The organism is Kribbella sp. NPDC104740 (genome assembly GCF_055583505.1).
The window spans coordinates 1,520,753-1,545,302 of record NZ_JBVJNV010000001.1 but is presented as its reverse complement, the minus strand read 5'-3'; the positions used below and the strand labels follow the sequence as shown (position 1 = coordinate 1,545,302).

Genomic DNA, 24,550 nt, shown 5'->3' with positions numbered 1-24,550 from the left:
CGGCCGCGACGAGCGGCCGCCGGCCCTCCGGCGAGAAAGGCCGTCCGCCCATGCGCCTTCGTCTGTGTGTCGCCCTGACCACCGCCCTGCTGACCACCGTGATCACCACCGCCCCCGCCCGTGCCGACGGACCCGGCACCGGTACGCCGTACGTCGTGACCGTCGGCGACTCCTACATCTCGGGCGAGGCCGGCCGCTGGGCCGGCAGCTCGAACAACTCCGAGGCCCCCGCCGACGCGCTCGGCGCGCACGCCTACCACGACAACGCGGCCGGCACCGGCGAGCAGATCGCCAAGTGCCACCGCAGCAAGTCCGCCGAGGCCTACATCGGCGGCGGCGTCGGCGGCCTCAACCTGGCCTGCTCCGGCGCCCGGACGGCGACCTCGAACGGCGACGACTTCAAGCCCGGCCTCGACTTCTTCGACAACGGCGCCGGCCGGGTCGGCCAGGCCAAGCTGCTGCAGCAGTTCGCGACGACGCACAACGTCAAGCAGGTGGTCGTGTCGATCGGCGGCAACGACTTCAACTTCGCCTCGATCGTGCAGTCCTGCGTCACCGACTTCCTGCTCTCGCCGTCCTGGTTCCCCGACTACTGCAAGGACGACTCGTCGGTGGTCGCGAACTTCACCGCCGCCAACGTGAGCACCGTCCGCGGCCGGATCGCGACGTCGTTCCAGAACCTGCGCACCGCGATGCGCAACGCCGGGTACGCCGACAACGCCTGGTCGCTGGTCGTCCAGACCTACCCGTCCCCGATCCCCGCCGGCAGCGGCTTCCGCTACGGCCAGACCGGCTACACCCGCCAGAACATCGGCGGCTGCGGCTTCTGGAACGCCGACGCCGACTGGGCCAACGCCACCGCGCTCACCACCATCAACAACACCGTCCGCGCCGCGATCGGCCAGTCCGGCCTCACCAACACCCGCCTGCTCGAACTCCAGTCCACCTTCAACGGCCGCCGCCTCTGCGAGAAGACCGTAGGCCTGTACGAGGAAGTCGGCCTGACCTCCTGGACCCAGCCGACCGCCGTCGACCGCACCGAATGGGTCAACCAGATCCGCACGGTCACCACGATCGGCTCGAACTACTTCATCCAGGAGTCCATCCACCCCAACTACTGGGGCCAACTCGCCCTACGCTCCTGCGTCCGCCAGACCTACCTCCAAAACCGCGGCGGCACGTGCGCGATCGCAGGCACCGGCCTGGCCGGCGGGGAGCCACGGATGACGCTGAACTGAACCAGCTCTCAGCGGCGGCCGTCCCCGGCCGCCGCTGCAGTGTGGCCTTCGTTCAGACCGCCCCCTGCAGCTCCCCCGCCCACCGGTAGTCCTGCTGCCACCCCTGCCCGGTCGGCGCCAGGATCAGCCGTTCGACACCCGCTTGCTCGTACGCCGCCACCTGGTCGGCCGCTTTGGACAGGTCGGCGTCCAAGACCGGCGCGACGATGCTGACCGTCGGGCGCGGGCGACCGTGCTTCTCCGCGAGCTCGCCCAGCAACTGCAACCTGTCGGCGACGTCCCCGACAGGCAGTCCGATCGGCACCCACCCGTCGCCGAAGCGCGCCGCTCGGTCGAGCGCCTTGGTGCCGGCGCCTGCCACCAGGATCGGCGGCACGGTGGCCCCCGGTGCGAGCGTCACTTCGACGCGGTCTCGCATCACAGCGCCTGTTTCCACCACAGCAGCGTGCCCAGCGATCAGGTCCGGGAGCACCTCCAGCGCCTCGTCCGTCAGCCTCCCCCGGTCGGCGTACGACACCCCGGCCGCCCGCCAGCCCACATCCCCGTGCGCCGGGTTCCCCGTCCCCACGCCGAGCACCACGCGGTCCCCCGACACCTGCTGCAGCGACGCCACCTGTTTGGCGGCCCACGCCGCCGGGCGCAGCGCGAGCAGCATCACGCCGTACCCGACCTTCACGTGGGAAGTCACCGCGGCCGCCGTTGTCAGCGCGACCGTGCTGTCGACCATCGGTCCGCTCGCCACCAGGTGATCCGTCGCCCACACCGACCCGACTCCGGCCGCCTCAGCCGCCCGCGCAGCCTCCGCGACCTCCCGCCCGGTCTCAGCAGTCGGCAGGAACAACCCCAGCTCGATCGTCATACCAACCGGCAACCCACCAGACCCGCAGACTCTTCCCACCAAACGCAAGAAGACCGGTCCCGAGGGACCGGTCTTCTCAAAACTCGCAAGGGGTGGTGGAGGTGGCGGGAATCGAACCCGCGTCCTTCGGCGCCGACCCAAGACTTCTCCGGGCGCAGTCTGAATTAGTGCTTTCTCAGTCCCAGCGCTCGCACAGACACGTCGCTGACAGACTCAGTCACTGTAAATGTCCCATGCCCACCCCGTGACCGGGCTAGCACAGCAAGCTTCCTAGCTGAGGCCAGGAACCGGGTCGGAAGCACTCCCGGGCTGACCGCTTCTTTAAGTGCTCAGGCTGTCAGGCAGCGAGAGCGAAGCTCTGACGCGTATTAGCGGCAGTTATTGTTTTCCAGAGATCGTTAACGAGATAACCCTGGATCCTCGGCCCGCTTCTCTTGGAACGTACGTCCAAAGTCGAAACCGTTCACCCCCTGTTGAGTTGTCAAACTCCTACCGGTCCTCAGACCAGCAGAAGACCAACACTACCAAGTCCAACCCCGGAACCGCACCAGGGATTCCCTACTTGAGCAGCCGCAGCGTGAACGGGTACTTGAAGTCCGACCCGAGCAGCGCGGCCAGGCCGCCGATGCCGGTCAGCACGAACCAGACCAGCCCGACGATCGGGAACAGGAACCCGGTGAACCCGTCGGTGATCCCGGTGACGATCCCGAGCAGCGTGAACACCGCGAGCGCGCTGATCTGGAAGTTCACCGCCTCGACGGCGTGCTTGCGGACCACCGGGTTGGTCTTGCCGGCGGTCGCGACGACCAGCGCCGGGCCGACGAAGAACGTCGGGTACCCGAGCCAGTGCGAGATCGTGCCCATCCCGCGGCCGGAGCTCTGGTAGGGCTGCAGCGGCGCCGGGCGGGTGAACGCGGCCGGCGCGTAGGTGGGGACCGGGCGGGCCAGCAGCCCGTCGAACGAGCCGTTCAGCTCGGCCCGGGTCTTGGCCTTCAGCGCCAGCTCGAGCCGGGTGTCGAACTCGAGGTGGGTCAGCCGGCCGTCGGCGTACATCTCTTGCAGGATCTCGACCGCACGGTCCCGTTGGGCCGGCGTCACCAGCAGCTCTGAAGTGGACATGCCCCCACTTTGCTGCCGAAACGCCGTCCACCCCATCGGGTGCCGCCCGGAGCCACCCCTGAGCCGACCCCAGGGACCTCCGTACGACGATCGGCCACGCCCGTGCGCCGACCCGCGCCGATCAGCGCCGGCTGCGGTCCGACAGCGCCCGCTGCGCCTCCCGGTTCGCCTGCCGCTCGGCCAGCGCGTGCCGCTTGTCGTAGTCCTTCTTGCCGCGCGCCGTGGCCAGCTCGACCTTCGCGTACCCGTCCTTGAAGTACAGCGACAGCGGCACCAGCGTCACGCCCTGCTGCTCGACCGCGCGGATCAGCTTCTCCATCTCGTCGCGATGCAGCAGCAACTTGCGGGTCCGCCGCGGGTCGTGGTTGGTCCACGTGCCGTGCGTGTACTCCGGGATGTGCAGGTTCTGCAGCCACAGCTCGTTACCGCGCACCGAGCCGAAGGCGTCGACGAGCGAGGCCCGGCCCAGCCGCAGGGACTTCACCTCGGTCCCCGTCAGCACCAGGCCGGCCTCGACCACGTCGTCGATGTGGTAGTCGTGTCGCGCCTTACGGTTCTGCGCGATCGGCTTCTGGCCGGTCTCTTTCACCATCCGGCCAGTATCCCACTTCACTCACAGGTACTTCATCGGGTTTGTCACGCGCCCGTCGCGGTAGACCATGAAGTGCAGGTGGCAGCCGGTCGAGTAGCCGGTGGTCCCGACGTACCCGATCACCTGGCCTTTCTTCACGTGCTGGCCGACGCGGGCCTTGTAGCGGGACAGGTGGTTGTAGACGGTGGTGATCGAGTCGCCGCCGATGACGCCGTGGTTGACGAAGATCCGGTTCCCGTAGCCGCCGTTGTAGTAACGGTCGGTGACCACTCCGCTGGCCGCGGCGTGGATCGGCGTACCGCAGCCGGCGCCGAAGTCGGTGCCGTCGTGCAGCTTCCAGTAGTGCAGGATCGGGTGGAACCTCATCCCGTACGGCGACGTGATGTAGGTGTTGATCGGGAAGCTGAGCCCACCGTCGTTGTCCGGCTCGTCCGGTACGTCGCGCGGCGGCCGGTGCTCCTTCTTCGCCTTCGCCCGCTCCGCCGCCTCCGCGGCAGCCTTGCGCCGGGCCGCGGCGGCCTTCTCGGCCCGCGCCCGCGCGATCAGGATCTGCTCGACCCGGGACCGCTCGGCGACCAGCGACTGGTAGTGCGCCAGCTCGGAGTTCTTGTCCTTCTCCGCCGCCTGCTGCGCGACCAGCCGGGTCGCGGTGACGGCCGCCGCGGCGGCCTTCTCCGTCGCGACCTGCTGGGTCAGCGTGGTGACTTCCTGGACGGTCCGCGCCGCCTCGGCCTTCTGCGCCGCGACGATCCGCTCCGCCTCGGCGAGCTTGGCCTGCTTGTTCGCGAGCTGCGCCTGGGCGTTGTTCAGGTTGGTGATCGCGTTCCCGGTGATCCCGAAGACGTTGCGCTGCACCTGCATCCCGCTGGCCAGGTCGGCCGGCGAGGCGCCGCGGAGCACGATCGACAGCCCGACCAGCGGGTTCTGCTGCTGGTACGCCGAGCGCACGGCGCGTCCGGCGAGCGCCTGCTTGGCGGCGATCTCCTTCTGGCCCTCGGCAACGTTCGTCCGCGCGGTGCTCAGCGCCTGCTCGGCGGCGCGAAGCTTGCCCGCGGCCACCACGTCGGCGGCCTTGGCCGCGGCCAGCTTGCCCTGGACGGCGGCGTACCGGGCCTGGACGGCCTGGTACTGCGTCTCCGCCTGGTTGTAGGCGGCAACGGATTTCGACAGCTGGTCGTAGGACTCGTGCAGATCGGCCTTGGACTGGTTGATCTGGCTGTCGAGCTGCTTCTTCTGCGCGTTCGGATCAGGTGGGTCCGCCTGGGCAGACGGAACCACCGCCAGCGCTCCGGCGGTCATGGACAGGACAACGCAGCAAGCGGCGACAACCGTCTGCCGGGCGGCCGGTCGCTTGCGTGACCGGTCGCTCGATGTGGCGGTGGCGCCGATGCTGTCGTCTCGCTTGATGCGTCCCCGCTCACGCGGGTTCGCACCGGGGAAGTGCGGGACCACAGTCGACCCCTTGCTCTGGGTTGAGTTGTCGTGCTACTGCACGATAAGTCACCGAGGTCAGACTTTGAGGTATTTCCGCGTCGTCAGGAATGTCGGGACCACGGCGAGCACCAGGCCGACGACCACCATGATCAGGGTCGCCTGGAAGGTTTCGGCCGCGCCGACCCACTGCCAGACCCGGAACGTCTCCTGGGCGCGCTGCATGACGACGAAGTAGACGCCGACCCAGAGGGTGCCGCAGGCAAGGACCGCGCCGATCAGGGCCGCCAGCACCGCTTCGAGCAGGAACGGTAGCTGGATGTAGAAGTTCGAGGCGCCCACCAGGCGCATGATGCCTATCTCCCTACGTCTGGCGTACGCCGCCAGCCGGATCGTGTTCGAGATCTGCATCAGCGCGGCCACCAGCAGCAGGGCTGCCGCGACCAGCGCTCCGACTTGCAAGCCGTTCAGCGCCTTGAAGAGTGGATCGAGGTACTGTCTCAGGTCCTGCACGGTGTCGACGCCGGGTAGGCCGGCCACGGCGCTGACCAGGTTCTGGTAGCGCTGCGGGTCCTTCAGCTTGACCCGGTACGACTCCTGCATCTGGTCCTCGGTGACCGTGGAGACGATCGGCGAGTCCTTGTACAGCTTCTTGAACTGGTCGAAGGCTTCCTTCTTCGACTCGCCGAAGACGCCCTCGGGCGCGGTGTCGGGGCTGGCCTCGATCACCTGCTTGATCCGGTTCTTCTGCTCCGTGGTCACCTCGGCGCCGGTGCAGCCGCGGCCGCCGGAGTCCTTGGTGCACATGAAGATGGAGATCTGGATCTTGTCGTACCAGTTGCCCTTCATCAGGTCGACCTGCTCGCGAGCGAGCAGCGCGCTGCCGAACAGCGACAGCGAGACCCAGATGGTGACGACGACCGCGATCGTCATCGACAGGTTCCGCTTCAGACCGATGCCCAGGTCGGAAAGAATGTAGTTCAATCGCATAGCAAGTCAGTCCCTAAGATCAACGCAGTCTCAGTGCTGGTAGCCGTAGACGCCGCGCGACTCGTCGCGGACGACGTGGCCGTTCTCCAGCTCGATCACGCGCTTGCGCATCTGGTCGACGATCGAGACGTCGTGGGTGGCCATCACCACGGTCGTCCCGGTCCGGTTGATCCGGTCCAGCAGCTTCATGATGCCGACCGACGTGCCCGGGTCGAGGTTTCCGGTCGGCTCGTCGGCGATCAGGATCATCGGCCGGTTCACGAACGCGCGGGCGATCGCGACCCGCTGCTGCTCACCGCCGGACAGCTCGTCGGGGAGCCGGTCCTCCTTGCCGTCCAGACCGACCAGCTCGAGCACCTCGGGCACCGTCTTGCGGATGTGCGAGCGCGGCTTGCCGATCACCTGCAGCGCGAACGCGACGTTCTCGGCGACGGTCTTGTTCGGCAGCAGCCGGAAGTCCTGGAAGACGGTGCCGATCTGCCGGCGCATCTGCGGGATCCGCCAGCTGGCCAGCCGGTTCAGGTCCTTGCCGGCGACCATGATGTGGCCCTTGGAGGTCCGGTGCTCACGCAGCACGAGACGAAGGAACGTCGACTTGCCGGACCCGGAGGTGCCGACCAGGAAGACGAACTCGCCCTTCTCGATCTCGACGTTCACGTTCAGCAGGGCAGCCTTGGACTGACCCTCGTACGTCTTGGAAACATTCTCGAAGCGGATCACGGGACATTCCGGCCGTGGTCGGGAACAGGGAGTGACGTGTCGGTAACCACGAAAGCACCGTACGCCACCGGGAGCGGCCGCCGATCAGTCTAGGGGCATCCGGGCGGTGTTCCGGTCAGGCGTGCCGCCCTCGCCGCGCGCTCAGGCGGGAGCGGGCGCCGTACCGCTGCCGTTCTCCGGCCGGGCGTCCGCAATCCGGGCGACGCCGGGCTCCGGTTTGCGTCCGGCCCGGCGGGCCGCCTCGACGTGCAGCCGGGCCAGCTCCACGGCCTGCCGGGAGACCTTCACGGTCTTCTTCTCAGCCATCGGCGGGCTCCTTCTTCCTCGACCACCTCGATGTCGGCGTCGGTCTCGGGGTCGGCAAGTTCAGCGTACGTCGACTCGCCGACGCGGTCGATCGCGACCGCGGCGGTCAGCGCGGCGACCAGCTCGTAGTCCTCGGGCTGCAACAGTTCCGACCGCATCAGTGAACGCAGCGTGACCACGCCGGCGTCGGTCCCGGTGTCGTCGTCGTTCATGATCTGCTCGACCGCCCAGCGGACCATCCGCATCGTCTCCTCGCGGTGCCGCCAGGTGTCCAGCTCGCGGTCGGACTTCCGGGTCAGGTACGCGCCCAGGGCGACGCCGCCGAGCGCCAGCAACGGGCTCAGCACGGTCATCACGACCCCGACCACCGAGATCCAGGTCGGGATCACGGACACACCCCCACAGCCATGGCCGTCCTCCCAAATCCCTGGTGATGACCGGTCGATGATGTTACGAAGGACAGCAAACCACTCACCACCGACAAGGACGTCACGTGGAAGATCCGGACTGCTACGACGTGTTCGTGCAGGGCACCGTGTTCCTGGACATCGTGCTCACCGGACTGGAGACCGCCCCGACCACGGGGACCGAGATCTTCGCCGAGGGGATGGGTTCCTGCCCGGGCGGCGTCGCCAACTTCGCGATCGCCGCCAGCCGGCTCGGCCTGCGCAGCGGCCTGGCCGCGGTCTTCGGCGACGACGTGTACGCCGACTTCTGCTGGCGCACGCTGGCCGACCAGGAGAAGGTCGACCTGTCGCACTCGCGCCGGATCGGCCACTGGCACTCCCCGGTCACGGTCTCGATGTCGATCGACCGGGACCGGGCGATGGTCACCCACGCCCACGAGGCGCCCGGCGACCCGAGCAAACTGGTCGGCCCCGGGCTGAAGACCCGCTCGGCGATCGTGCCGGTCGCCGAGGAGCTCCCGGGCTGGACTGCCGAGGCCCGTGAGTCCGGGGCGCTGCTGTTCGGCGACGTCGGCTGGGACCCGACCGACACCTGGTCACCCGCGGTGCTCGACGTGCTGGAGGGCTTCCACGCCTTCACCCCGAACGCCGGCGAGGCGATGGCCTACACCCGCACCGACACCCCCAAGGCCGCGCTGCACAAGCTCGCCGAGCGGGTGCCGCTGGCGGTCGTGACGAACGGTTCGGACGGCGTACTGGCGATCGACTCGGCCACCGGCGAGGAGGAGCACATCCCCGCGCTGCCGGTGCGGTCGTACGACCCGACCGGTGCTGGGGACGTGTTCCTGGCCTCGCTGGTGCTCGGCACGCTGCGCGGCTGGCCGCTGGCGCACAGGCTCGCGTTCGGCAACCTGTGCGCCGGGCTGTCGGTGCAGCACTTCGGCGGCTCGCTGGCGGCGCCCGGCTGGGGCGACATCATCGACTGGGTCCGCGACCACAGCCGCACTCGCCCGGGCGGCGTCGATCCCGAGATCCTGCGGCACTACACCTTCATCGGCGACGTCCTGCCCGAGGGCCCGGTCCCGATCGTCCGCCGGGCCGGCGCGACCATCGCCCGGCTGTCGGACGCCTGAGCAGCGTCACCGACACCAGCACGAGCAGCACTCCCCCGGCAACGAACCCGTACGACGACCCGGCCCGGTCGATCAGCAGCCCGGTCAGCGACGCCCCGGCGGCGCTGCCGAGGTTGTTGGCCGTGTTGATCCAGGTGCTCGCCTCGGTGCGCTGGTCCGGCGGCGTGAGCTCGTCGGCCGCGACGTACGACACCACGAACAGCGGCGACACCGCCAGCCCGAACGCGGCCATCACCACGCCCAGCACCACCAGGTGGCTGACCAGCGAAGCAGCAAGCAGCCCAACAGCCAGTACGCCGATCAGCCCCGCCAGCTGCGTCTCAGCGGGCCGCGTGTGCTTCCGGCGTCCCCACGCCAGCCCCCCGACGACGCTGCCCAGCCCGATGCCCGCCTCGACGAAGCCGGCCGCTCCCGGCCGCCCCTCCGCCTGTGCCGCACCGGCGATACACAGGTACGCCGTACTGACTCCGGCTGCTGTCACCAGGATGACCAGCAGGATCCGGCGCAGCCCCCGGTTGGTCAGTGGGCCCAGCGGATGCCGGGCCGGGCTCGGTGGGCTGGTCCGCCGGGTCAGCGGCGCGGTGACCATCAGGCAGGTACCAGCGGCCAGCAGCGCCGCCGTACAGATGAGTGATGCGGGTGCTGACCAGAAGCTGATCAGCAGACCGGCCAGCAACGGCCCGGCGAGGTAGAGGGACTCCTCGCAGATCGCGTCGAGCGCGTAGGCGCGCTCCTTGAGCCCGGTGTCGTCGGTGATGAGCCGCCAGTTGGCGCGCATCGACGGGCCGAGCGGTGGGGCGAAGAGGCCGGTCACGGTGACCAGGGCAACCAGGAGAGCCGGCGTAGTGAGCTGAGTGGCTACGACCAGGCCTAGTGCGCAGACGAGAGCCAGTGGCGGCAGGACGACGCGCTGGCTGTAGCGGTCGACCAGTCGAGCTTTGAACGGCATCGACAACGAAGACAGGCCGAAGCCGGCTCCAGCGGCTCCGGCGACGGCGAAGGATCCGGTTGCTGCGTGGACAGTGAACAGAATGGACAGCGGGAGCAGACCGTACGCCAGCCGGCCGAACAACGCGGGCACGAAGGTGCGCAGCGCGGACGGCAGCAGCAGGACAGCACGGTAGCTCCCAGCACGCGTGGTGCTGGACATGAGAAGGCGCTCCTAGAGAGCCCCGGCCTCGGACAGAGACGGGGACGACAGATGGGCTCGGTAGCGAGCCCTCTCTAGTGCGGCAGGCGGGACATGCGGCACACCCTACAGCGCCGAGCGCCCCGCGCCACTGGTTTTCCGAGAGCCGGAAATAGGGCACCTGGGAACCCGGGCGGCCGTAGGGTCGATCCAGGGCGCGCGGGCTGTGGGACCGCGCCAGAGCTGGAGGTACGACGAGATGCCGGGTGCTGACGGGTTCAACCGCAGGAGCTTCCTCGCCCTCGGAGGCGGGCTGGCCGCGATGGCCGTCGCCGGCTGCGGGTCGAACACCGGCCGCGGCGACTCCGGCGGTGGTGGCGCCTCCGGCGACAAGCCGGCGCTCGCCCAGTGGTACCACCAGTACGGCGAAGCCGGCACCCAGCAGGCCGTCGAGCGCTACGCCAAGGAGTACCCGGACGCGACCGTCACGGTTCAGTGGTCCCCCGGCGACTACGACAAGAAGACCGCGGCCGCGCTGCTCACCGACGGCGGGCCGGACGTCTTCGAGTACGGCAACGGCCCGTCGATCGACATGATCAAGGGCGGCCAGGTCGCCGACCTGACCGATCTGCTCGGCGACGCGAAGAGCGACTTCACGCCGTCGCTGCTGGCCCGGGTGACCTACCAGGGCAAGCTCTACGCGATCCCGCAGGCCACCGACATGCAGCTGCTGGTCTACCGCAAGAGCCTGCTGCAGCAGGCCGGCGTCCAGCCGCCGACGACTGTCGACGAGCTGATCGCCGCCGCGAAGAAGTTGACCACCGACAAGGTGAAAGGCCTGTTCGTCGGCAACGACGGCGGCGTCGGGATCCTCGGCGGCCCGGCGCTCTGGTCGGCCGGCGTCGACTACCTGACCGAGGACGGCAAGTTCGGCTTCGACAGCCCGGCCGCGGCCGAGTCGCTGCGCAAGCTGCGTGAGCTGTTCACCTCGAAGGCGTTGTTGCTCGGGGCACCGACCGACTGGTCGGACCCGTCGGCGTTCACCCAGGGCCTGACCGCGATGCAGTTCACCGGGCTGTGGACGTTCCCGGTGATCCAGAAGGCGTTCGGTGACGACTTCGGCGTCCTGCCCTGGCCGAAGCTGAACGCGACCACCGGCGCCCCGAGCGTCCCGGTCGGCGCGTACGGCGCGTCGGTCAGCACCAAGTCGAAGAACGTCGACGCGGCGAAGAAGTTCGTCAAGTGGCTGTGGGTCGACCAGACCGACAAGCAGCTCGACTGGGCGCAGAGCTACGGCTTCCACATCCCGGCCCGCAAATCGCTGGCGGAGAAGGCCGACAAGCTGAAGTCCGGCCCGGCCGCCGACGCGGTGAAGTTCGTCAACGAGAACGGGCACGCCCAGACCCCGCTGCTGTGGACCCCGAAGTCCGGTACGGCGTACTCGGACGCGGTCAGCCGGATCGTCAAGAACGGCAGCGACCCGGCCACCGAGATCAAGGCGGTCAAGGCCGTCGTGGAGGCTGAGCTCGAGCGCATCGCCGGCTGATGCCGGCGCTCGCCACGCGGCTGCGCGGCCGCTACGACCGCAACCTGTGGTTCGCGGTCTTCGTCGGCCCGTTCGTGCTCGGGCTGCTGGTCTTCGTCTACGTACCGATCGTCTGGTCGGTGGTGCTGAGCTTCTTCGACGCGCGCAACACCGTCACGCCGACCAAGTTCGTAGGCCTGGGCAACTACCTCGACATGCTCCGGGACTCCGCGTTCCGGTCCAGCCTGCTCACCTTCCTGCTGTTCGCGCTGTTCATCGTCCCGACCACGTTCGTCTTCTCGCTCGGCCTGGCCCTGCTGGTGAACCGGACCCGGGTCGCCAGGACGTTCTTCCGCTCGGTGTTCTTCCTGCCGACCGCCTGCTCGTACGTCGTGGCGTCGCTGATCTGGAAGCTGTCGATCTTCAACGGCGTCCGCTTCGGCCTGGCCAACACCGTGCTGGGCTGGTTCGGCGCGGAGCCGATCGCCTGGCTCTCGGTCACTCAGCCGCCCTGGTACTGGCTGGTGATCGTGTCCGCGCGGATGTGGCTGCAGACCGGGTTCTACATGATCCTGTTCCTGGCCGGCCTGCAGCGGATCGCGCCGGCACTGTACGAAGCGGCGGCGATCGACGGCGCGACCGGCTGGAAGGTGCTGCGCTACATCACCCTGCCGCAGCTGCGCGCCACGTCGACCGCCGTATTGCTGCTGCTCCTGATCAACGCGTTCCAGGCGTTCGACGAGTTCTACAACCTGCTGTCGAGCGCCAGCGGCTACCCGCCGTACGCGCGTCCGCCGCTGGTCTACCTGTACTACGCGGCGCTCGGCCAGGGCCAGGACTTCGGCCACGGCAGCGCCGGCGCCGTGCTGCTGACGCTCCTGATCGCGCTGGTCGCGCTGGTGCAGGGCAGGTTCCTCGGACTCGGCAAGCGGGAGGACTGAGATGGCCATCCAGCGATCCAGCGCCGACCGGGCCGGCTCGGTCGTCCGGTACGTCGTACTGGCGGTCCTCGCGCTGCTGTTCCTGCTGCCGTTCTACCTGCTGGTCCGCAACGGCCTGTCGACCGAGCAGGACATCACGTCACCGGACTGGAAGCTCTTCCCGTCGTCGCTGCAGTGGCACAACGTCGTTGACCTCTTCAACGATCCGCTGGTCCCGATCGGTCGGGCGCTGCTCAACTCGCTGGTGATCTCGGTCGTGCAGACGGTCGGCGTCCTGGTGATCTCCGGCCTGGCCGGCTACGGGCTGGCCCGGATCCCGTTCCGGTACGCCAACGCGGTCTTCTACTTCATCGTCGCGACGCTGCTGATCCCGGCCGCGGTCACGTTCGTGCCGAGCTTCGTGCTGGTCTCGACACTCGGCTGGGTGAGCACGCTGCGCGGGCTGATCGTGCCCGGGTTGTTCCAGGCGTTCGCGACGTTCCTGTTCCGGCAGTACTTCCTGAACTTCCCGCGCGAGCTGGAGGAAGCGGCGCAGCTCGACGGTACGGCGTACTGGGGGACGTTCTGGCGGATCGTGGTGCCGAACTCGACCGGGTTCATCGCCGCGATCGGGACGATCACGTTCATCGGGTCCTGGAACGCGTTCCTGTGGCCGCTGGTGATCGCGCCGGACCAGAGCGCCTGGACGGTGCAGGTCGCGCTGTCGACGTTCCTGACCGCGCAGACCGTCAACCTGCCGCAACTCTTCGTCGCCGCCAGTGTCGCGATCGTGCCGCTGGTGGTGATGTTCGTCTTCCTGCAGCGCTGGATCGTCGAAGGCGTCGAGCGCTCGGGGATCAGTGAATAGTCTCTTGGAGGGGGCACCATGATCGACCAGTTACGCAAGGAAGTCTCCGGACCGGTTCTCGCCCGGGGCGACGAGGGCTTCGCGGCCGAGGTGGTCGCGCAGAACACCGCGACCGTGCACACACCGGAAGTTGCTGTCGGCATCGAGTCCGAGGAGGACGCGGCGGCCGTCGTACGGATCGCCGCCGCCACCGGTACGCCGGTCCGGGTGCTGGCCACCGGCCACGGTTCCGCCGTACCGGTGACGGACGGGATCCTCGTCACCACGCGGCGGCTCGGCGGGGTGAGCATCGACCCCGAGACCCGGATCGCGACCATCGGCGCCGGCGTGCGCTGGGCCGAGGTGATCGCCGCGGGCGCCGAGCACGGGCTCGCACCGATCGCCGGCGCGTCCGACAACGTCGGCGTGATCGGCTACACCACCGGCGGCGGCCTCGGCCCGCTGGCGCGCAACTTCGGCTTCTCGTCGGACTGGGCGCGCAGCTTCCGGCTCGTCACCGCCGACGGCACCGTCCGGACGGCGTCGGCCGACGAGAACCCGGACCTGTTCTGGGCGCTGCGCGGCGGCAAGTCCGGCTTCGGCATCGTCACCTCGATGGACTTCGAGTTGGTCGAGCTGAGCACCCTGTACGGCGGTTCGCTGATCTACGACGCCGACCAGATCGCGCCGGTCTTCAGCGCCTGGGTCGACTGGACCAAGACGCTGCCGAGGGAGGCGACCACGTCGGTGGTGATCCTGCGGCTGCCGCCGCTGGAGTTCATCCCCGAGCCGCTGCGCGGCAAGACGGTGCTGAGCCTGCGGTTCGCGTACGTCGGCGACCCCGCGGGCGGACGGTCGCCGAAGGTCGACGTCGCCGAGGGCGAGCGGCTGCTGCAGCCGATGCGCGACGCGGGGACGGCGCTGATGGACGGCGTACAAGAGATGCCGGCGTCACGGATCGCGGACATCCATAACGACCCGCGGGACCCTGGTCCGGGCTGGGACCGCGGGCATCTGCTGTCCGACATCGACGCCTCGTTCGCCTCGGCATTTCTCGGCGTGGCGGGCCCTGACCAGCAGATCCCCTTCGTGGCCGTGGAGATCCGGCACCTCGGCGGAGCGGTCGCCCGGGACGTCCCCGAGGGCTCGGCCGTCGGCGGCCGCGGGGCGGCGTACACGCTGATCCTGATCGGTGCGCCGGACCCGTCGCTGTTCGCCACCGTGCTCCCGCCCGCCGCCGAGGCCGTCCTGAAACCGCTCGAGCCGTGGAAGTCGCCCGAGCACAACGTCAACTACGCCGGCGGCCTGACCGTCCCCGGCTCCTACGAGGCCTGCTGGCCGGCCGAGACCTTCCAGCGCCTCGCCGAGATCCGCAAGACCTACGACCCGAACGTGCTGTTCCCGTACGGCCCGCCTACAGCGCAGGGATGACGTCCCGCCCGTACGACGCCAGGGTCTCCTCCTTGGCGTCGTGCTGCAGGTAGAGCGCGAACTGGTCCACGCCGAGGTCGCGCAGCTCGCGCAGCCGGGCGAGGTGGTTCTCGACCGGACCGAGGATGCAGAACCGGTCGACCACCTCGTCCGGCACGAACGCGGTGTGGGAGTTGCCGGCCCGGCCGTGCTCGGCGTAGTCGTAACCCTCGCGGCCCTTGATGTAGTCGGTCAGCGCGGGCGGGACGGTCCCGCTCGCGCCGTACCGGGCGACGATGTCGGCGACGTGGTTGCCGACCATCCCGCCGAACCAGCGGGTCTGCTCGCGCTGGTGCTCCAGGTCGGCACCGACGTACGCCGGGGCCGCGACGCAGAACTTGATCGCCGCCGGATCGCGCCCGGCCGCCTCGGCCGCGCCGCGGACGGCCGAGATCATCCAGGCGGCGATGTCCGGGTCGGCGAGCTGCAGGATGTAGCCGTCGCCGACCTGCCCGGTCGCGGCCAGCGCCTTCGGCCCGTACGCCGCCACCCAGACCTCCAGCGCACCGTTCTCGACCCAGGCGAACTTGAGCTGCTGCCCGCGGTACTCGACCGTGCGCCCGCAGGCCAGCTCGCGGACGACCTCGACGCACTGCTTCAGCTCCGCGATCGTGCCCGGCTTCGCCCCGAGCGTGCGCAGCGCGGAGTCGCCGCGGCCGATGCCGCAGATCGTCCGGTTGCCGAACAGCTCGTTCAGCGTGGCGAACTGGGAGGCGATCACGGTCCAGTCCCTGGTACCGGGATTGGTCACCATCGGGCCGACGATCACGTTCTGCGTCGCGGCGAGGATCTGCGGGTAGATCACGAACGGTTCCTGCCAGAGCAGGTGCGAGTCGAACGTCCAGACGTGGCTGAAGCCGGCCTGCTCGGCCTTCACCGCCAGGTCGACGACTGCCGAGGCCGGCGGATCGCACTGGAACACCACTCCGAAGTCCACCGGGCTCCTCCTTCAGACCAGGTACGACGACAGGCCGCGGCGCAGGTACCGACCGTGTCCCTTCCGCCCATGGTAGTTGCCGTCGGCCACGATCACGCTGCCGCGCGAGATCACCGTGTCGACATGTCCCCTGATCTCGAACCCCTCGTACGCCGAGTGGTCCATGTTCATGTGATGGGTCTCCGCGCTGATCCGGGTCTGGCCGTTCGGGTCGTAGACCACCACGTCGCCGTCCGCGCCCGGCTGGATCACGCCCTTCCGCGGGTACAGCCCGAACATCCGGGCCGGCGTGGTCGCGATCGTCTCCACCCAGCGCTCCAGCGACAGCTGCCCGTCGACGACCCCTTGGTAGACCAGGTCGACGCGGTGCTCGACGCCGCCGATCCCGTTCGGGATCTTCGAGAAGTCGCCGATCCCGAGCTCCTTCTGGTCCTTCATGCAGAACGGGCAGTGGTCGGTCGACACGATCGCCAGATCGTTGCTCCGGAGCCCTTTCCACAGGTCGCGCGCGTGGTTCTCGTGCTTGCTGCGCAGCGGCGTCGAGCAGACCCACTTCGCCCCCTCGAACCCGGGCGCGCCGAGCTGGTCCTCGAGCGTCAGGTACAGGTACTGCGGACAGGTCTCGGCGAACACGTTGCGGCCCCGGTCGCGCGCGGCGGCCACCGCTTCGAGCGCGCCACTGGCCGACAGGTGCACGATGTACAGCGGGCAGTCCTCCGCGACCTCGGCGAGCGCGATCGCGCGGCTGGTCGCCTCGGTCTCCAGCGCCGGCGGCCGGGTGATGCCGTGGTAGATCGGGTCGGTCTCGCCGCGGGCCAGCGCCTGCTGGACCAGCACGTCGATCGCGATCCCGTTCTCGGCGTGCATCATCACCATCGCGCCGTTCGCGCGGGCGGTCTGCATGGCTTTGAGGATCTGCCCGTCGTCGGAGTAGAAGACCCCGGGGTAGGCCATGAACAGCTTGAAACTCGTGATCCCCTCGTCGGTGACCAGCTGGTCCATCGCCTTCAGCGCGTCGGTGTCGACGCCGCCGAGGATCATGTGGAACGCGTAGTCGACGTGGCAGTTGCCCTCGGCCTTGGCGTGCCAGGCCGCTAGCCCGTCCTGGACCACCTCGCCGGTGCGCTGCACGGCGAAGTCGATGATCGTCGTCGTCCCGCCCCAGGCCGCTGCCCGGGTCCCGGTGTCGAAGGTGTCGCTGGCCGCCGTACCGCCGAACGGCAGCTCCATGTGCGTGTGCGCGTCGATCCCGCCCGGGATCACGTACTTGCCGGCCGCATCGATCACCTCGTCGGCCTGCACCTGCGCACTGTGCTCCGGGTCGAAGACCGCCGCGATCTTCTCGCCCACGATCAGCACGTCCGCCGGGTGGGCGCCGGCCGGCCCCACCACCGTCCCACCCTTGACCAGCAACGACATCCTCGACGCTCCTCCGCTAGGGGGTTGGTGCTAGGGGGTTTGGTGCTAGGGCTTGGTCAGGTCTCCGTAGGCGTCCGGCCGCCGGTCCCGGTAGAACTGCCACCGGTCCCGCACGGTGTCGAGCAGCCCCAGGTCCAGGTCCCGCACGATCAGCTCCGGGTTGTGGTCGTCGCCGACCTCCCCGACGAACTTCCCCTCCGGGTCCACGAAGTACGACGTCCCGTAGAAGTCGTTCTCCCCGTACTCCTCGACCCCGACCCGGTTGATCGCCCCGATGAAGTACTCGTTGGCCACTGCCGACGCCGGCTGCTCCAGCTTCCACAGGTACGACGAGAGTCCCCGGCTGGTCGCGGACGGGTTGAACACGATCTTCGCCCCCGCCAGCCCGAGCGCCCGCCACCCCTCCGGGAAGTGCCGGTCGTAACAGATGTAGACCCCGATCCGGCCCACCGCGGTGTCGAACACCGGATACCCCAGGTTCCCCGGCCGGAAGTAGAACTTCTCCCAGAACCCCTTCACCTGCGGAATGTGGTTCTTCCGGTACTTCCCCAAGTACTTGCCGTCAGCATCGATCACGGCCGCGGTGTTGTACAGCACCCCCGGCTGCTCCTGCTCGTACATGGGCAGCACCATCACCATCCCGAGCTCCGCCGCCAGCGCCTGGAACCGCTCGGTCGTCGGCCCCGGCACACTCTCGGCGTACGCGTAGAACTCAGGATCCTGAACCTGACAGAAATAGGGCCCGTAGAACAGCTCCTGGAAGCAGATCACCTTCGCCCCCTGAGCGGCCGCCTCCCGCGCATACCCCTCATGCGCCTTGACCATCGACTCCTGGTCCCCGGTCCACCCCGTCTGCACCAACGCCGCCCGCACGATCTCCGCCATCGCGAACCTCCCGCTAGCCGAGCACCCATGCTCCGCCCGATCACCACCCGGAGTCAACGACCCTGCTACTTGTCCACAGCCGGGTGAAGGTGCAACCCCGGTAAGGTCTTGCTGTGGAGAGGGTTACGTTGCGAGACGTTGCCGCGCGGGCCGGGGTTTCGATGAAGACCGTGTCGAACGTGGTGCGTGGGTACAAGCACGTGAGCCCCCGGATGCGGGAGCGGGTGCAGGCGGCGCTCGACGAGCTCGGGTACCGGCCGAATCTGAGTGGGCGGAGTCTCGCGACCGGGCGGTCGAGCATGCTGGCGCTCGCCGTACCGGATCTTCGGCGGCCGTACTTCGGGGAGCTGGCGCATGTCTTCGCCCGGGTGAGCACCGAGCGCGGGTACCGGCTGCTGCTGGAGGAGACCGGCGGTACGGCGGAGGGCGAGCGGGCGGTGCTGCGGGATCTCGAGGTGGGGGTCGTGGCGGGCATGGTGATCCACCCGCAGGCGCTGACCGCCGCCGAGCTGGAACTCCTGCGGCACGACACGCCGCTGGTGTTCCTCGGCGAGGATCCGCGCCCGCCGACGGCTGATCAGGTCGCGATCGACAACGTCGCCGCCGCGGCCGAGGCGGTCGCCCACCTGGTCGCGCTCGGCCGGCGGCGGATCGGCTTCCTCGGGCACGAGGTCGGCCCGCTCTCCAGCCCGTCGGAGCTCCGCCTGACCGGCTACCGTCAGGCGCTGACCGCCGCCGGGCTCCCGTACGACGAGACGCTACTGGTGGCCCGCACCGAAGGCGACGCGATCGGCGCCGAGGCCGCACTGGACGCGGCGCTGGAGTCCGGTCTCCAGGTCGACGCCCTCCTCTGCCGCGACGACCTCGCCGCCGTCGGCGCACTCCGCGCGCTCACCAGGCACGGGTACGCCGTACCGACCGATGTCGCCGTCATCGGCTGGGACGCGATCGAGCTGGGCGCCAGTACGACGCCCAGCCTGACCAGCGTCGAGCCCGACACCCACGCGCTGGTCGAGCGCGCCCTGGACCTGCTCCTGGACCGCATGGAGACACCCGACTCCCCCGGGCACCAGGCGACGGTCGGGCATCGCCTGGTCTTCCGGGAGAGCGCTCCAGCAGCCGCTAGCCCGGGCTGAGCCGTCAGCCCACGACAGCGCCCAAGAGCTCGATCACCGCGGCGCGCACCGGCTCGGGCAGATCCACCGCCGCCAGCTCCGCGATCCGCTCGGCCGCGGGCCGATCGGCGGTGATGATCTCCCAAGCCTCCAGCTTCTCCGGGTTGCCGCACTGCGCCCGCTCCAGCAGCTGCAGGATCGCCTCCGACTGATCGATCCCCACCCGCAGCTCACCCTCGACCCGCACGACGGTCTCCACGTCAGCCCGAGCGCTGAACGACACACTCCACCGCCCATCGCCCCCGACCACCTCGACCGGCTTCCCATCCACACTCACCGCCCCGGAAGACAGCTTCGCGAGGAACGTGATCGTCCACCCCCGCACCTCCGGCACGACGTCAGCCCGGTCAACCGCTCCGACCCGGAACGTGCCTTGCTCAGCATCCCAACCGAGCGCCGTCCGTACCGGAGCATCACTCACCCGGTCGTCCTCGGCGTCCTCCAGCAACTCGAACTCTCCGGACGACGCCGGCGCCACCAGCACCTCGAACGACCCCGGGTTCCGCGTCGCGTCCAGCTCATCCGTCAGCGGCAGAATCCCACCGGCCTTCAGCAGCACCGGAATCGACTCCACCGACCGGTGCAGCTCCACCGCCCGGTCTCCCCGGTAGACCGTCCCGGTGAACACGTCCGTCCACACACCCGACGGCAACCAAGCCCGCACCCGCCCATGCAACGACTCCGGCGACCGCGGCGCGGTGATCGGCGCGACCACCAGCTCCGTCCCGAACGCATACTGATTCGGTACGCCGTACGCCTCCGCCCGCCGCGGCTCCAGGTGATACATCGGCCGCACCAACGGCGTACCGGCCGCAGCCAGGTGGTTCATCGAGTGCAGATAAGGCACCATCCGGTGCCGGTACCGCAAAGCCTCCCCCATCGCCGACCGATGCTCGGACGGGAACGCCCAAGGCTCCTTCCGGATGAACGGGTTGTTCGCCGAGTGCAGCCGCGAGATCGGTGAGAACACCCCGAACTGCACCCACCGCGTCGCCAACTCGTCGTCGCGGACGCCCCGCGTGTGACCGCCGATGTCGTGGCTCCACCAGCAGTACCCGATGTTCGCCGCCGTCGCCGTGAACTCCGGCTGGAACGCCAGCGACGCCCACGACACGACCGCGTCCCCCGAGAACCCCACGGCGTACCGGTGACTTCCCGGCCCGGCGTACCGCGAGAACGTCATCCCGGGCCGCCCGTCGCGTGCGGCGTCGAGCGCATGGAAGTGGTTCAGCAACCACAACGGATCGACCCCGACGGCGTTCGAGCTCGACCCCTGCTGCCAGTCGATCCACCAGAAGTCGACGCCCTCGGCCTCGAGCGGGTGGTGCAGTTGCTCGAAGTACGCGCGCAGGAACGTCTGGTCCGTCGGGTCGAACGGAATCGCCGCGCCACTCTCCGGATCGACCCCAACAGCCCGCGCCACCGCAGGGTAGGCATCCTCAAATGCCCGTACGCCGTCCGCCGGGTGCAGGTTGAGCGTCGTCCGCAGCCCCCGCTCGTGCAGACCCTTCAGAAACGCCGGCGGATCAGGGATCAGCGACCGCTCCCACGAGTACCCGGTCCAGCCGTTCCCGTACTCCGGCGGCACCGAGTCCACGCGATGCCAGTCCATGTCGATCACCGCGACCGAGAACGGCAGCTCCTCGTCAGCGAACCGGTCCATCAGCGCCAGGTACGAGTCGCTCGTGTACGGGTGGTACCGGCTCCACCAGTTCCCCAGCGCCCACCGCGGCAGCCGCGTCGGCGCACCCGACACCGCGTAGAACGCCTCGACAGCCGCCGCGTACTCGCGCCCGTACGCGAACACGTACAGGTCCCGCCGGCCATCGACCCGCGTACCGATCCACCCGTCGTCCTCGAACAGGAACGACTCCGAGTCGTCCAGTACGGCGACGCCGTTCGGCGCCACGACTCCCGGCCCGAGCTCGGCGCGACCGTCGACGTCGTCGAGCGTGCGCGTCGTGCCGCCGAGATCGCGCGACGGTTCGCCGTACCGCCAGCGGCCGCTGTCGCGCCCGAGGCACTCGACGAGCAGCCCGTGCGTCGAGAACGGCTGCCCGTCGTACCGGAGCCGGGCCCGCTCGGTGGTGATCACGACGCCGCGCTCGTCGCGCTCGACGGTGAACTCGACCGGCGCGACGTCCCGGCGTACGGCGAAGGTCGAGACGCGGTCCTCGAACGCGCCGTCCTCGGACCACTCGATCCGGAACAGCCCACTGCCGAGCACCGAGACCCGCCAGTGCTCGCCGCTGACCTGGTGGTCGGCGCGCGCTCGCGGTGATGCCTCGGGCAACGGCCGGACAACGGGCAGGTCGGTCATGGATCTCCTCGGTCAGCTCTTGACGGCGCCCTGGGTGACGCCGCTGATCACCCAGCGCTGGGCGAACAGGTACACGATGATGGTCGGGGCCATCGTCATCAGGTAGGAGGCGAAGGCAACGTTGTAGTCGGTGCCGAAGTCGCTCTGGAAGATGTTCTGCACGACCGGGAGGGTCTGCAGTTTCGGGTCGGCGGTGATCAGCGACGGCAGCATGAAGTCGTTCCAGGATGCCAGGAACGCGAAGATCCCGACGGTCGCGTTCATCGGGCCGAGCAGCGGCAGCACGATCCGGCGGAAGATCTGCCAGGTCGAGGCGCCGTCGATCCGGGCGCTCTCCTCGAGCTCGGCGGGGACCGTGCGCAGGTACGCCGTGTAGAGCAGCACGCTGAACGACAGCTGGAACATCGCGTGCAGCACACCGACCCCGACCGGGTTGTCGAGCCCGGTCAGCGCGGTCAGCTTGATCTGCGGCAGCGCGACCACCGGGAACGGCAGGAACATTGCCGCCAGCAAGTAGATGAACGACCAGCGGAAGAACCGGCGGTTCCAGTTCTTCGAGATCGCGTACGCCGCCAGCGAGCTGAGCAGCAGCGTCAGCACCACAGTGATCACGGCGACCGCGAGCGACACCGAGAACGCGACCGGGAAGCGGGTCAGCTCCCACGCGTCGGAGAAGCTGCTCAGGTTGAACGGTTTCGGCAGCGCGAACGCGTTGCCGTCGACCGACTGGCCGCTGGTCTTGAACGCCATCGACAGCGTCACGTACAGCGGCGCGAGCACGGTCAGCGACGCCAGCGCAAGGACGATCGTGACCGGCCAGTTCGTACGGCGCTGCCGGCGCCGGCGGGGCGCGACGGCCGTGGACTGCAGCGTGGTCACAGGCGGACCATCCTTCCTCGGGTGGCGACCAGCTGGACGATCGAGATCAGCACGGTGAGGACGAAGAACACGGTCGCGTTGGTCATCTGGTAGGCGTAGTCACCGCCGGTGAAGCCGCCGAAGATCGTGATCGCGACGCTCCGGGTCGCCGTGCCGGGGCCGCCGCCGGTGAGGCCGACGATCACGTCGTACGCACCGAGGTAGCCCTTCACCCCGAGGATCGTGTTGATCACGATGAAGCCGCTGATCAGCGGGACCGTGATCGAGCGGAACTGGCGCCACGGCCCGGCGCCGTCGAGCGCGCTCACCTCGTACAGCTCGCCGGGGATCGCGGTCAGGCCGCCGAGGTAGACCAGCATCGCGCCGGGGATCGTCTGCCAGGCCGAGACGATCACGATCGACAGCCAGGCCAGGTCGGGGTCGCCGAGGATGCTCTGCTCCAACGGCGCGAACCCGGCCGAGGTGGCGATCGCCGGGAGCGTGTTGGAGAACAGGAAGCTGAACACGTACGCGACGACGATGCCGGACAGGACCATCGGGAGCACGAACACGCTGCGCAGTGCGGCGGCCGCCCGGATCTTGGCCGACAGGCCGACCGCGAGGGCGAGCGCGATCAGCTGGGCGATCACGACGGTGACCGCGGCGAAGCCGATCGTGAACGTGTACGACTCGAGGATCGCCGGGTCGTCGAACAGCGCCTGGTAGTTGCGCAGGCCGAGGAACGACCAGTCGCCGACGCCGATGTAGTCGGTGAAGCTGTAGAAGATGCCGACCAGCGCGGGACCGACGACGAACGCGGTGAACAGGATCAGGGTCGGGACGAGGAAGAGGTAGTAGACCGGTTCGACTCTGCGCCGGGCCGGTTTGCGGGTGCTCACGTGGTTGCTCCTCGCTTGGCGAGCCGGCGCCAGTCGGCGTCGAGGTCGGTCAGCAGCTTGTCGAAGTTCCCGCTGCCGATCGCCGACTGCAGGTAGTTGCCGAGCGGAACCGAGGTCGGGATGAAGGTGCCCGCGCCCTGGTAGAACGCGCCGCTGTCGACGTACGGCTGGAGGCCCGTCAGGCGCGGATCCTTCTGCGCCGGGGCGTCCTTGGTGGTCGCGTAGGCCAGGTTGTCCTGGTTGTAGGCGTTGATGATCTCGGGCCGCATCAGGAACTCGACCAGGTCGCCGGCCGCCTGCACCTTCGCCGAGCGCTGCGGGATGTAGAGGCCGAGGTCGACGTTCACCCGGGCCTTGCGGTCGGCGGCGTTCTCGCTGACCGGGAGCGCGAAGGTCCCGATCTCGAGCTTCGGGTCGACGAGCGCGATCTGCCCGATCGCCCACGGCCCCTGCAGGTACATCGCCGCCTGGCCTTTGCCGAAGGCGAGGTTCCCGTCCTCGTAGGAGCGGACGGCGTGGTCGGGATTGAAGAACGTCGAGATCGTCTTCGCCCGTTCCATCGCGACCGCGAACGTCTTCTGGAACGACACCTCGGATTCCGGCCCGACGTTCTCGCCGATCTGGTTCATCTTCGCGAAGAAGTCCGCGGTGTCGACCAGGCTGCCCACGGAGTAGTCGAACAGCCCCTGCCAGATCGTCCAGGTGGTCCGCCCGGTGGCGTAGACCGGGACGATCTTCGCCTTCCTCAGCTCGGTGCACACGGCAACGAACTCGCTCCAGGTCGTCGGCACCGGCAACTGGTGATCGGCGAAGATCTTCTTGTTGTAGATGACTCCGGCGGCGGCCAGCGAGTACGGCAGCACCGCCGTACGGCCTGGGTACGTCGCGTACTGGTCGGTCAGCCCACCGATATCGCTTCTGATCCGCTGCGCCGAAGGCAGGTGCGACAGGTCGCTCAACTGCCCCCGCTTGATGTAACGCGCCAGCTCGAGGTTGTCGTTGAAGCACCCGACGTCGGCCGGCTCGTTCCGCACGAACTGCGGCGCGATCGAGGAGGTGGTGTCGTGCACCACCGTGATCCCCGGATGCTCCTTCTCGAACGCCCGCAGCAGCCGGTCGAAGTACGCGATCACTTCCTGCTTCTGCTCGAAGAACCGGAGCTTTCGCCCGTTCTGGGTCCCCGGCGAGCACCCCACACCCAACGCGGCGACCGCCGCAACACCACCCAGCCGCAACACCGCCCGCCGACTCAACCCGCCCTGCCGGACGCCAGAACCCACGAGCCATCTCCCAACCTCGACTTTTACAGCGCTGTAAATTTACAACGATGCAAAACCCGGGTCAAGGAAGCCGTCTCAGAGCGTGATCCGC

General features: G+C 68.9%; 23 protein-coding genes and 1 other RNA gene. 7 read left to right on the top strand and 17 right to left on the bottom strand.

Annotated features, from left to right (window positions below; all coding sequences use genetic code 11):
• The first annotated feature begins 50 nt into the window (after positions 1 to 50).
• A complete protein-coding gene (locus ACZ6Z4_RS07155; protein WP_465559107.1) occupies positions 51 to 1,238 on the top strand; it encodes an SGNH/GDSL hydrolase family protein in 1,188 nt (395 codons plus the stop codon).
• Positions 1,239 to 1,290: 52 nt separating this feature from the next.
• On the opposite strand, the gene ACZ6Z4_RS07150 is transcribed toward ACZ6Z4_RS07155, so the two are convergent.
• The 9 genes from ACZ6Z4_RS07150 to ACZ6Z4_RS07110 form a co-directional block, all read right to left on the bottom strand.
• Positions 1,291 to 2,097, bottom strand: a complete 807-nt coding sequence (locus tag ACZ6Z4_RS07150) for an LLM class flavin-dependent oxidoreductase (RefSeq protein WP_465559105.1) — start codon at positions 2,095 to 2,097, stop codon at positions 1,291 to 1,293.
• Positions 2,098 to 2,190: 93 nt separating this feature from the next.
• Positions 2,191 to 2,568: a transfer-messenger RNA gene (gene ssrA / locus ACZ6Z4_RS07145) on the bottom strand.
• 87 nt (positions 2,569 to 2,655) lie between these two features.
• Positions 2,656 to 3,216 (bottom strand): DUF1707 and DUF4870 domain-containing protein, encoded by a 561-nt coding sequence (locus tag ACZ6Z4_RS07140; protein WP_363673210.1) that lies wholly within the window; start codon positions 3,214 to 3,216, stop codon positions 2,656 to 2,658.
• A 121-nt stretch (positions 3,217 to 3,337) separates the two neighbouring features.
• On the bottom strand, positions 3,338 to 3,808 hold the full coding sequence (smpB, locus tag ACZ6Z4_RS07135; protein WP_363673212.1) for an SsrA-binding protein SmpB: 471 nt from the start codon (positions 3,806 to 3,808) through the stop codon (positions 3,338 to 3,340).
• A gap of 21 nt (positions 3,809 to 3,829) precedes the next feature.
• Positions 3,830 to 5,107, bottom strand: coding sequence for a peptidoglycan DD-metalloendopeptidase family protein (locus tag ACZ6Z4_RS07130; protein ID WP_465559102.1), 1,278 nt, complete (start codon positions 5,105 to 5,107; stop codon positions 3,830 to 3,832).
• Between the two features lie 210 nt (positions 5,108 to 5,317).
• Complete coding sequence (gene ftsX, locus ACZ6Z4_RS07125) at positions 5,318 to 6,229, bottom strand: permease-like cell division protein FtsX (protein WP_465559099.1); 912 nt, start codon at positions 6,227 to 6,229, stop codon at positions 5,318 to 5,320.
• 30 nt (positions 6,230 to 6,259) lie between these two features.
• Positions 6,260 to 6,949 (bottom strand): cell division ATP-binding protein FtsE, encoded by a 690-nt coding sequence (gene ftsE / locus ACZ6Z4_RS07120; protein ID WP_077013482.1) that lies wholly within the window; start codon positions 6,947 to 6,949, stop codon positions 6,260 to 6,262.
• Between the two features lie 141 nt (positions 6,950 to 7,090).
• Positions 7,091 to 7,255 carry a hypothetical protein gene (locus ACZ6Z4_RS07115; RefSeq protein ID WP_344174524.1) on the bottom strand — a complete coding sequence of 55 codons (165 nt, stop codon included), beginning with the start codon at positions 7,253 to 7,255 and terminating at the stop codon, positions 7,091 to 7,093.
• Complete coding sequence (locus tag ACZ6Z4_RS07110; RefSeq protein WP_465559095.1) at positions 7,234 to 7,644, bottom strand: hypothetical protein; 411 nt, start codon at positions 7,642 to 7,644, stop codon at positions 7,234 to 7,236. The genes ACZ6Z4_RS07115 and ACZ6Z4_RS07110 overlap by 22 nt, the downstream gene beginning before the upstream one ends.
• Before the next feature lie 104 nt (positions 7,645 to 7,748).
• Between ACZ6Z4_RS07110 and ACZ6Z4_RS07105 the strand changes: the two genes are divergently transcribed.
• Entirely contained in the window at positions 7,749 to 8,795 is a 1,047-nt protein-coding gene (locus ACZ6Z4_RS07105; protein ID WP_363673221.1) for a carbohydrate kinase family protein, read from the top strand.
• Here ACZ6Z4_RS07105 and ACZ6Z4_RS07100 read toward each other — a convergent pair.
• On the bottom strand, positions 8,713 to 9,945 hold the full coding sequence (locus tag ACZ6Z4_RS07100; protein ID WP_465559092.1) for an MFS transporter: 1,233 nt from the start codon (positions 9,943 to 9,945) through the stop codon (positions 8,713 to 8,715). The genes ACZ6Z4_RS07105 and ACZ6Z4_RS07100 overlap by 83 nt on opposite strands.
• Before the next feature lie 238 nt (positions 9,946 to 10,183).
• Between ACZ6Z4_RS07100 and ACZ6Z4_RS07095 the strand changes: the two genes are divergently transcribed.
• From ACZ6Z4_RS07095 to ACZ6Z4_RS07080, 4 genes are read left to right on the top strand one after another with little or no spacing between them, the layout of a single operon-like run.
• Entirely contained in the window at positions 10,184 to 11,470 is a 1,287-nt protein-coding gene (locus ACZ6Z4_RS07095; RefSeq protein ID WP_465559090.1) for an ABC transporter substrate-binding protein, read from the top strand.
• Positions 11,470 to 12,390: a carbohydrate ABC transporter permease gene (locus tag ACZ6Z4_RS07090; protein WP_465559086.1), complete on the top strand. Its 921-nt coding sequence runs from the start codon at positions 11,470 to 11,472 to the stop codon at positions 12,388 to 12,390. Before ACZ6Z4_RS07095 ends, ACZ6Z4_RS07090 begins: the two co-directional genes overlap by 1 nt.
• 1 nt (position 12,391) lies before the next feature.
• Positions 12,392 to 13,237 carry a carbohydrate ABC transporter permease gene (locus ACZ6Z4_RS07085; protein ID WP_465559083.1) on the top strand — a complete coding sequence of 282 codons (846 nt, stop codon included), beginning with the start codon at positions 12,392 to 12,394 and terminating at the stop codon, positions 13,235 to 13,237.
• Between the two features lie 18 nt (positions 13,238 to 13,255).
• Positions 13,256 to 14,647, top strand: a complete 1,392-nt coding sequence (locus ACZ6Z4_RS07080; protein ID WP_465559080.1) for an FAD-binding oxidoreductase — start codon at positions 13,256 to 13,258, stop codon at positions 14,645 to 14,647.
• Here the strand turns inward: ACZ6Z4_RS07080 and ACZ6Z4_RS07075 are convergent.
• Genes ACZ6Z4_RS07075 through ACZ6Z4_RS07065 form a run of 3 tightly spaced genes read right to left on the bottom strand, consistent with a single transcriptional unit; the run spans position 14,631 to position 17,927 of the window.
• Complete coding sequence (locus ACZ6Z4_RS07075; RefSeq protein ID WP_465559075.1) at positions 14,631 to 15,623, bottom strand: TIGR03842 family LLM class F420-dependent oxidoreductase; 993 nt, start codon at positions 15,621 to 15,623, stop codon at positions 14,631 to 14,633. The genes ACZ6Z4_RS07080 and ACZ6Z4_RS07075 overlap by 17 nt on opposite strands.
• A 12-nt stretch (positions 15,624 to 15,635) precedes the next feature.
• Positions 15,636 to 17,042, bottom strand: a complete 1,407-nt coding sequence (hydA, locus tag ACZ6Z4_RS07070) for a dihydropyrimidinase (protein WP_465559071.1) — start codon at positions 17,040 to 17,042, stop codon at positions 15,636 to 15,638.
• Between the two features lie 45 nt (positions 17,043 to 17,087).
• Complete coding sequence (locus tag ACZ6Z4_RS07065; protein ID WP_465559068.1) at positions 17,088 to 17,927, bottom strand: nitrilase-related carbon-nitrogen hydrolase; 840 nt, start codon at positions 17,925 to 17,927, stop codon at positions 17,088 to 17,090.
• A gap of 128 nt (positions 17,928 to 18,055) precedes the next feature.
• On the opposite strand from ACZ6Z4_RS07065, the gene ACZ6Z4_RS07060 reads away from it, so the two are divergent.
• Positions 18,056 to 19,063 carry a LacI family DNA-binding transcriptional regulator gene (locus ACZ6Z4_RS07060; RefSeq protein WP_465559063.1) on the top strand — a complete coding sequence of 336 codons (1,008 nt, stop codon included), beginning with the start codon at positions 18,056 to 18,058 and terminating at the stop codon, positions 19,061 to 19,063.
• Positions 19,064 to 19,067: 4 nt separating this feature from the next.
• Here the strand turns inward: ACZ6Z4_RS07060 and ACZ6Z4_RS07055 are convergent, their stop codons facing one another.
• From ACZ6Z4_RS07055 to ACZ6Z4_RS07040, 4 genes are read right to left on the bottom strand one after another with little or no spacing between them, the layout of a single operon-like run.
• A complete protein-coding gene (locus ACZ6Z4_RS07055; protein WP_465559061.1) occupies positions 19,068 to 21,422 on the bottom strand; it encodes a glycoside hydrolase family 31 protein in 2,355 nt (784 codons plus the stop codon).
• A gap of 12 nt (positions 21,423 to 21,434) precedes the next feature.
• Positions 21,435 to 22,301 (bottom strand): carbohydrate ABC transporter permease, encoded by an 867-nt coding sequence (locus tag ACZ6Z4_RS07050; protein ID WP_465559059.1) that lies wholly within the window; start codon positions 22,299 to 22,301, stop codon positions 21,435 to 21,437.
• Complete coding sequence (locus ACZ6Z4_RS07045) at positions 22,298 to 23,179, bottom strand: carbohydrate ABC transporter permease (RefSeq protein ID WP_465559057.1); 882 nt, start codon at positions 23,177 to 23,179, stop codon at positions 22,298 to 22,300. The genes ACZ6Z4_RS07050 and ACZ6Z4_RS07045 overlap by 4 nt, the downstream gene beginning before the upstream one ends.
• Positions 23,176 to 24,459 (bottom strand): ABC transporter substrate-binding protein, encoded by a 1,284-nt coding sequence (locus tag ACZ6Z4_RS07040; RefSeq protein ID WP_465559054.1) that lies wholly within the window; start codon positions 24,457 to 24,459, stop codon positions 23,176 to 23,178. The genes ACZ6Z4_RS07045 and ACZ6Z4_RS07040 overlap by 4 nt, the downstream gene beginning before the upstream one ends.
• Positions 24,460 to 24,550 lie beyond the last annotated feature (91 nt).

Coding starts and splice junctions, on each gene's coding strand:
- ACZ6Z4_RS07100 (WP_465559092.1), bottom strand. CDS start 9,945: ATGTCCAGCACCACGCGTGCTGGGAGCTACCGTGCTGTCCTGCTGCTG.
- ACZ6Z4_RS07150 (WP_465559105.1), bottom strand. CDS start 2,097: ATGACGATCGAGCTGGGGTTGTTCCTGCCGACTGCTGAGACCGGGCGG.
- ACZ6Z4_RS07085 (WP_465559083.1), top strand. CDS start 12,392: ATGGCCATCCAGCGATCCAGCGCCGACCGGGCCGGCTCGGTCGTCCGG.
- ACZ6Z4_RS07090 (WP_465559086.1), top strand. CDS start 11,470: ATGCCGGCGCTCGCCACGCGGCTGCGCGGCCGCTACGACCGCAACCTG.
- ACZ6Z4_RS07055 (WP_465559061.1), bottom strand. CDS start 21,422: ATGACCGACCTGCCCGTTGTCCGGCCGTTGCCCGAGGCATCACCGCGA.
- ACZ6Z4_RS07140 (WP_363673210.1), bottom strand. CDS start 3,216: ATGTCCACTTCAGAGCTGCTGGTGACGCCGGCCCAACGGGACCGTGCG.
- ACZ6Z4_RS07130 (WP_465559102.1), bottom strand. CDS start 5,107: ATGACCGCCGGAGCGCTGGCGGTGGTTCCGTCTGCCCAGGCGGACCCA.
- hydA (WP_465559071.1), bottom strand. CDS start 17,042: ATGTCGTTGCTGGTCAAGGGTGGGACGGTGGTGGGGCCGGCCGGCGCC.
- ftsX (WP_465559099.1), bottom strand. CDS start 6,229: ATGCGATTGAACTACATTCTTTCCGACCTGGGCATCGGTCTGAAGCGG.
- ACZ6Z4_RS07115 (WP_344174524.1), bottom strand. CDS start 7,255: ATGGCTGAGAAGAAGACCGTGAAGGTCTCCCGGCAGGCCGTGGAGCTG.
- ACZ6Z4_RS07065 (WP_465559068.1), bottom strand. CDS start 17,927: ATGGCGGAGATCGTGCGGGCGGCGTTGGTGCAGACGGGGTGGACCGGG.
- ACZ6Z4_RS07155 (WP_465559107.1), top strand. CDS start 51: ATGCGCCTTCGTCTGTGTGTCGCCCTGACCACCGCCCTGCTGACCACC.
- ACZ6Z4_RS07095 (WP_465559090.1), top strand. CDS start 10,184: ATGCCGGGTGCTGACGGGTTCAACCGCAGGAGCTTCCTCGCCCTCGGA.
- smpB (WP_363673212.1), bottom strand. CDS start 3,808: ATGGTGAAAGAGACCGGCCAGAAGCCGATCGCGCAGAACCGTAAGGCG.
- ACZ6Z4_RS07080 (WP_465559080.1), top strand. CDS start 13,256: ATGATCGACCAGTTACGCAAGGAAGTCTCCGGACCGGTTCTCGCCCGG.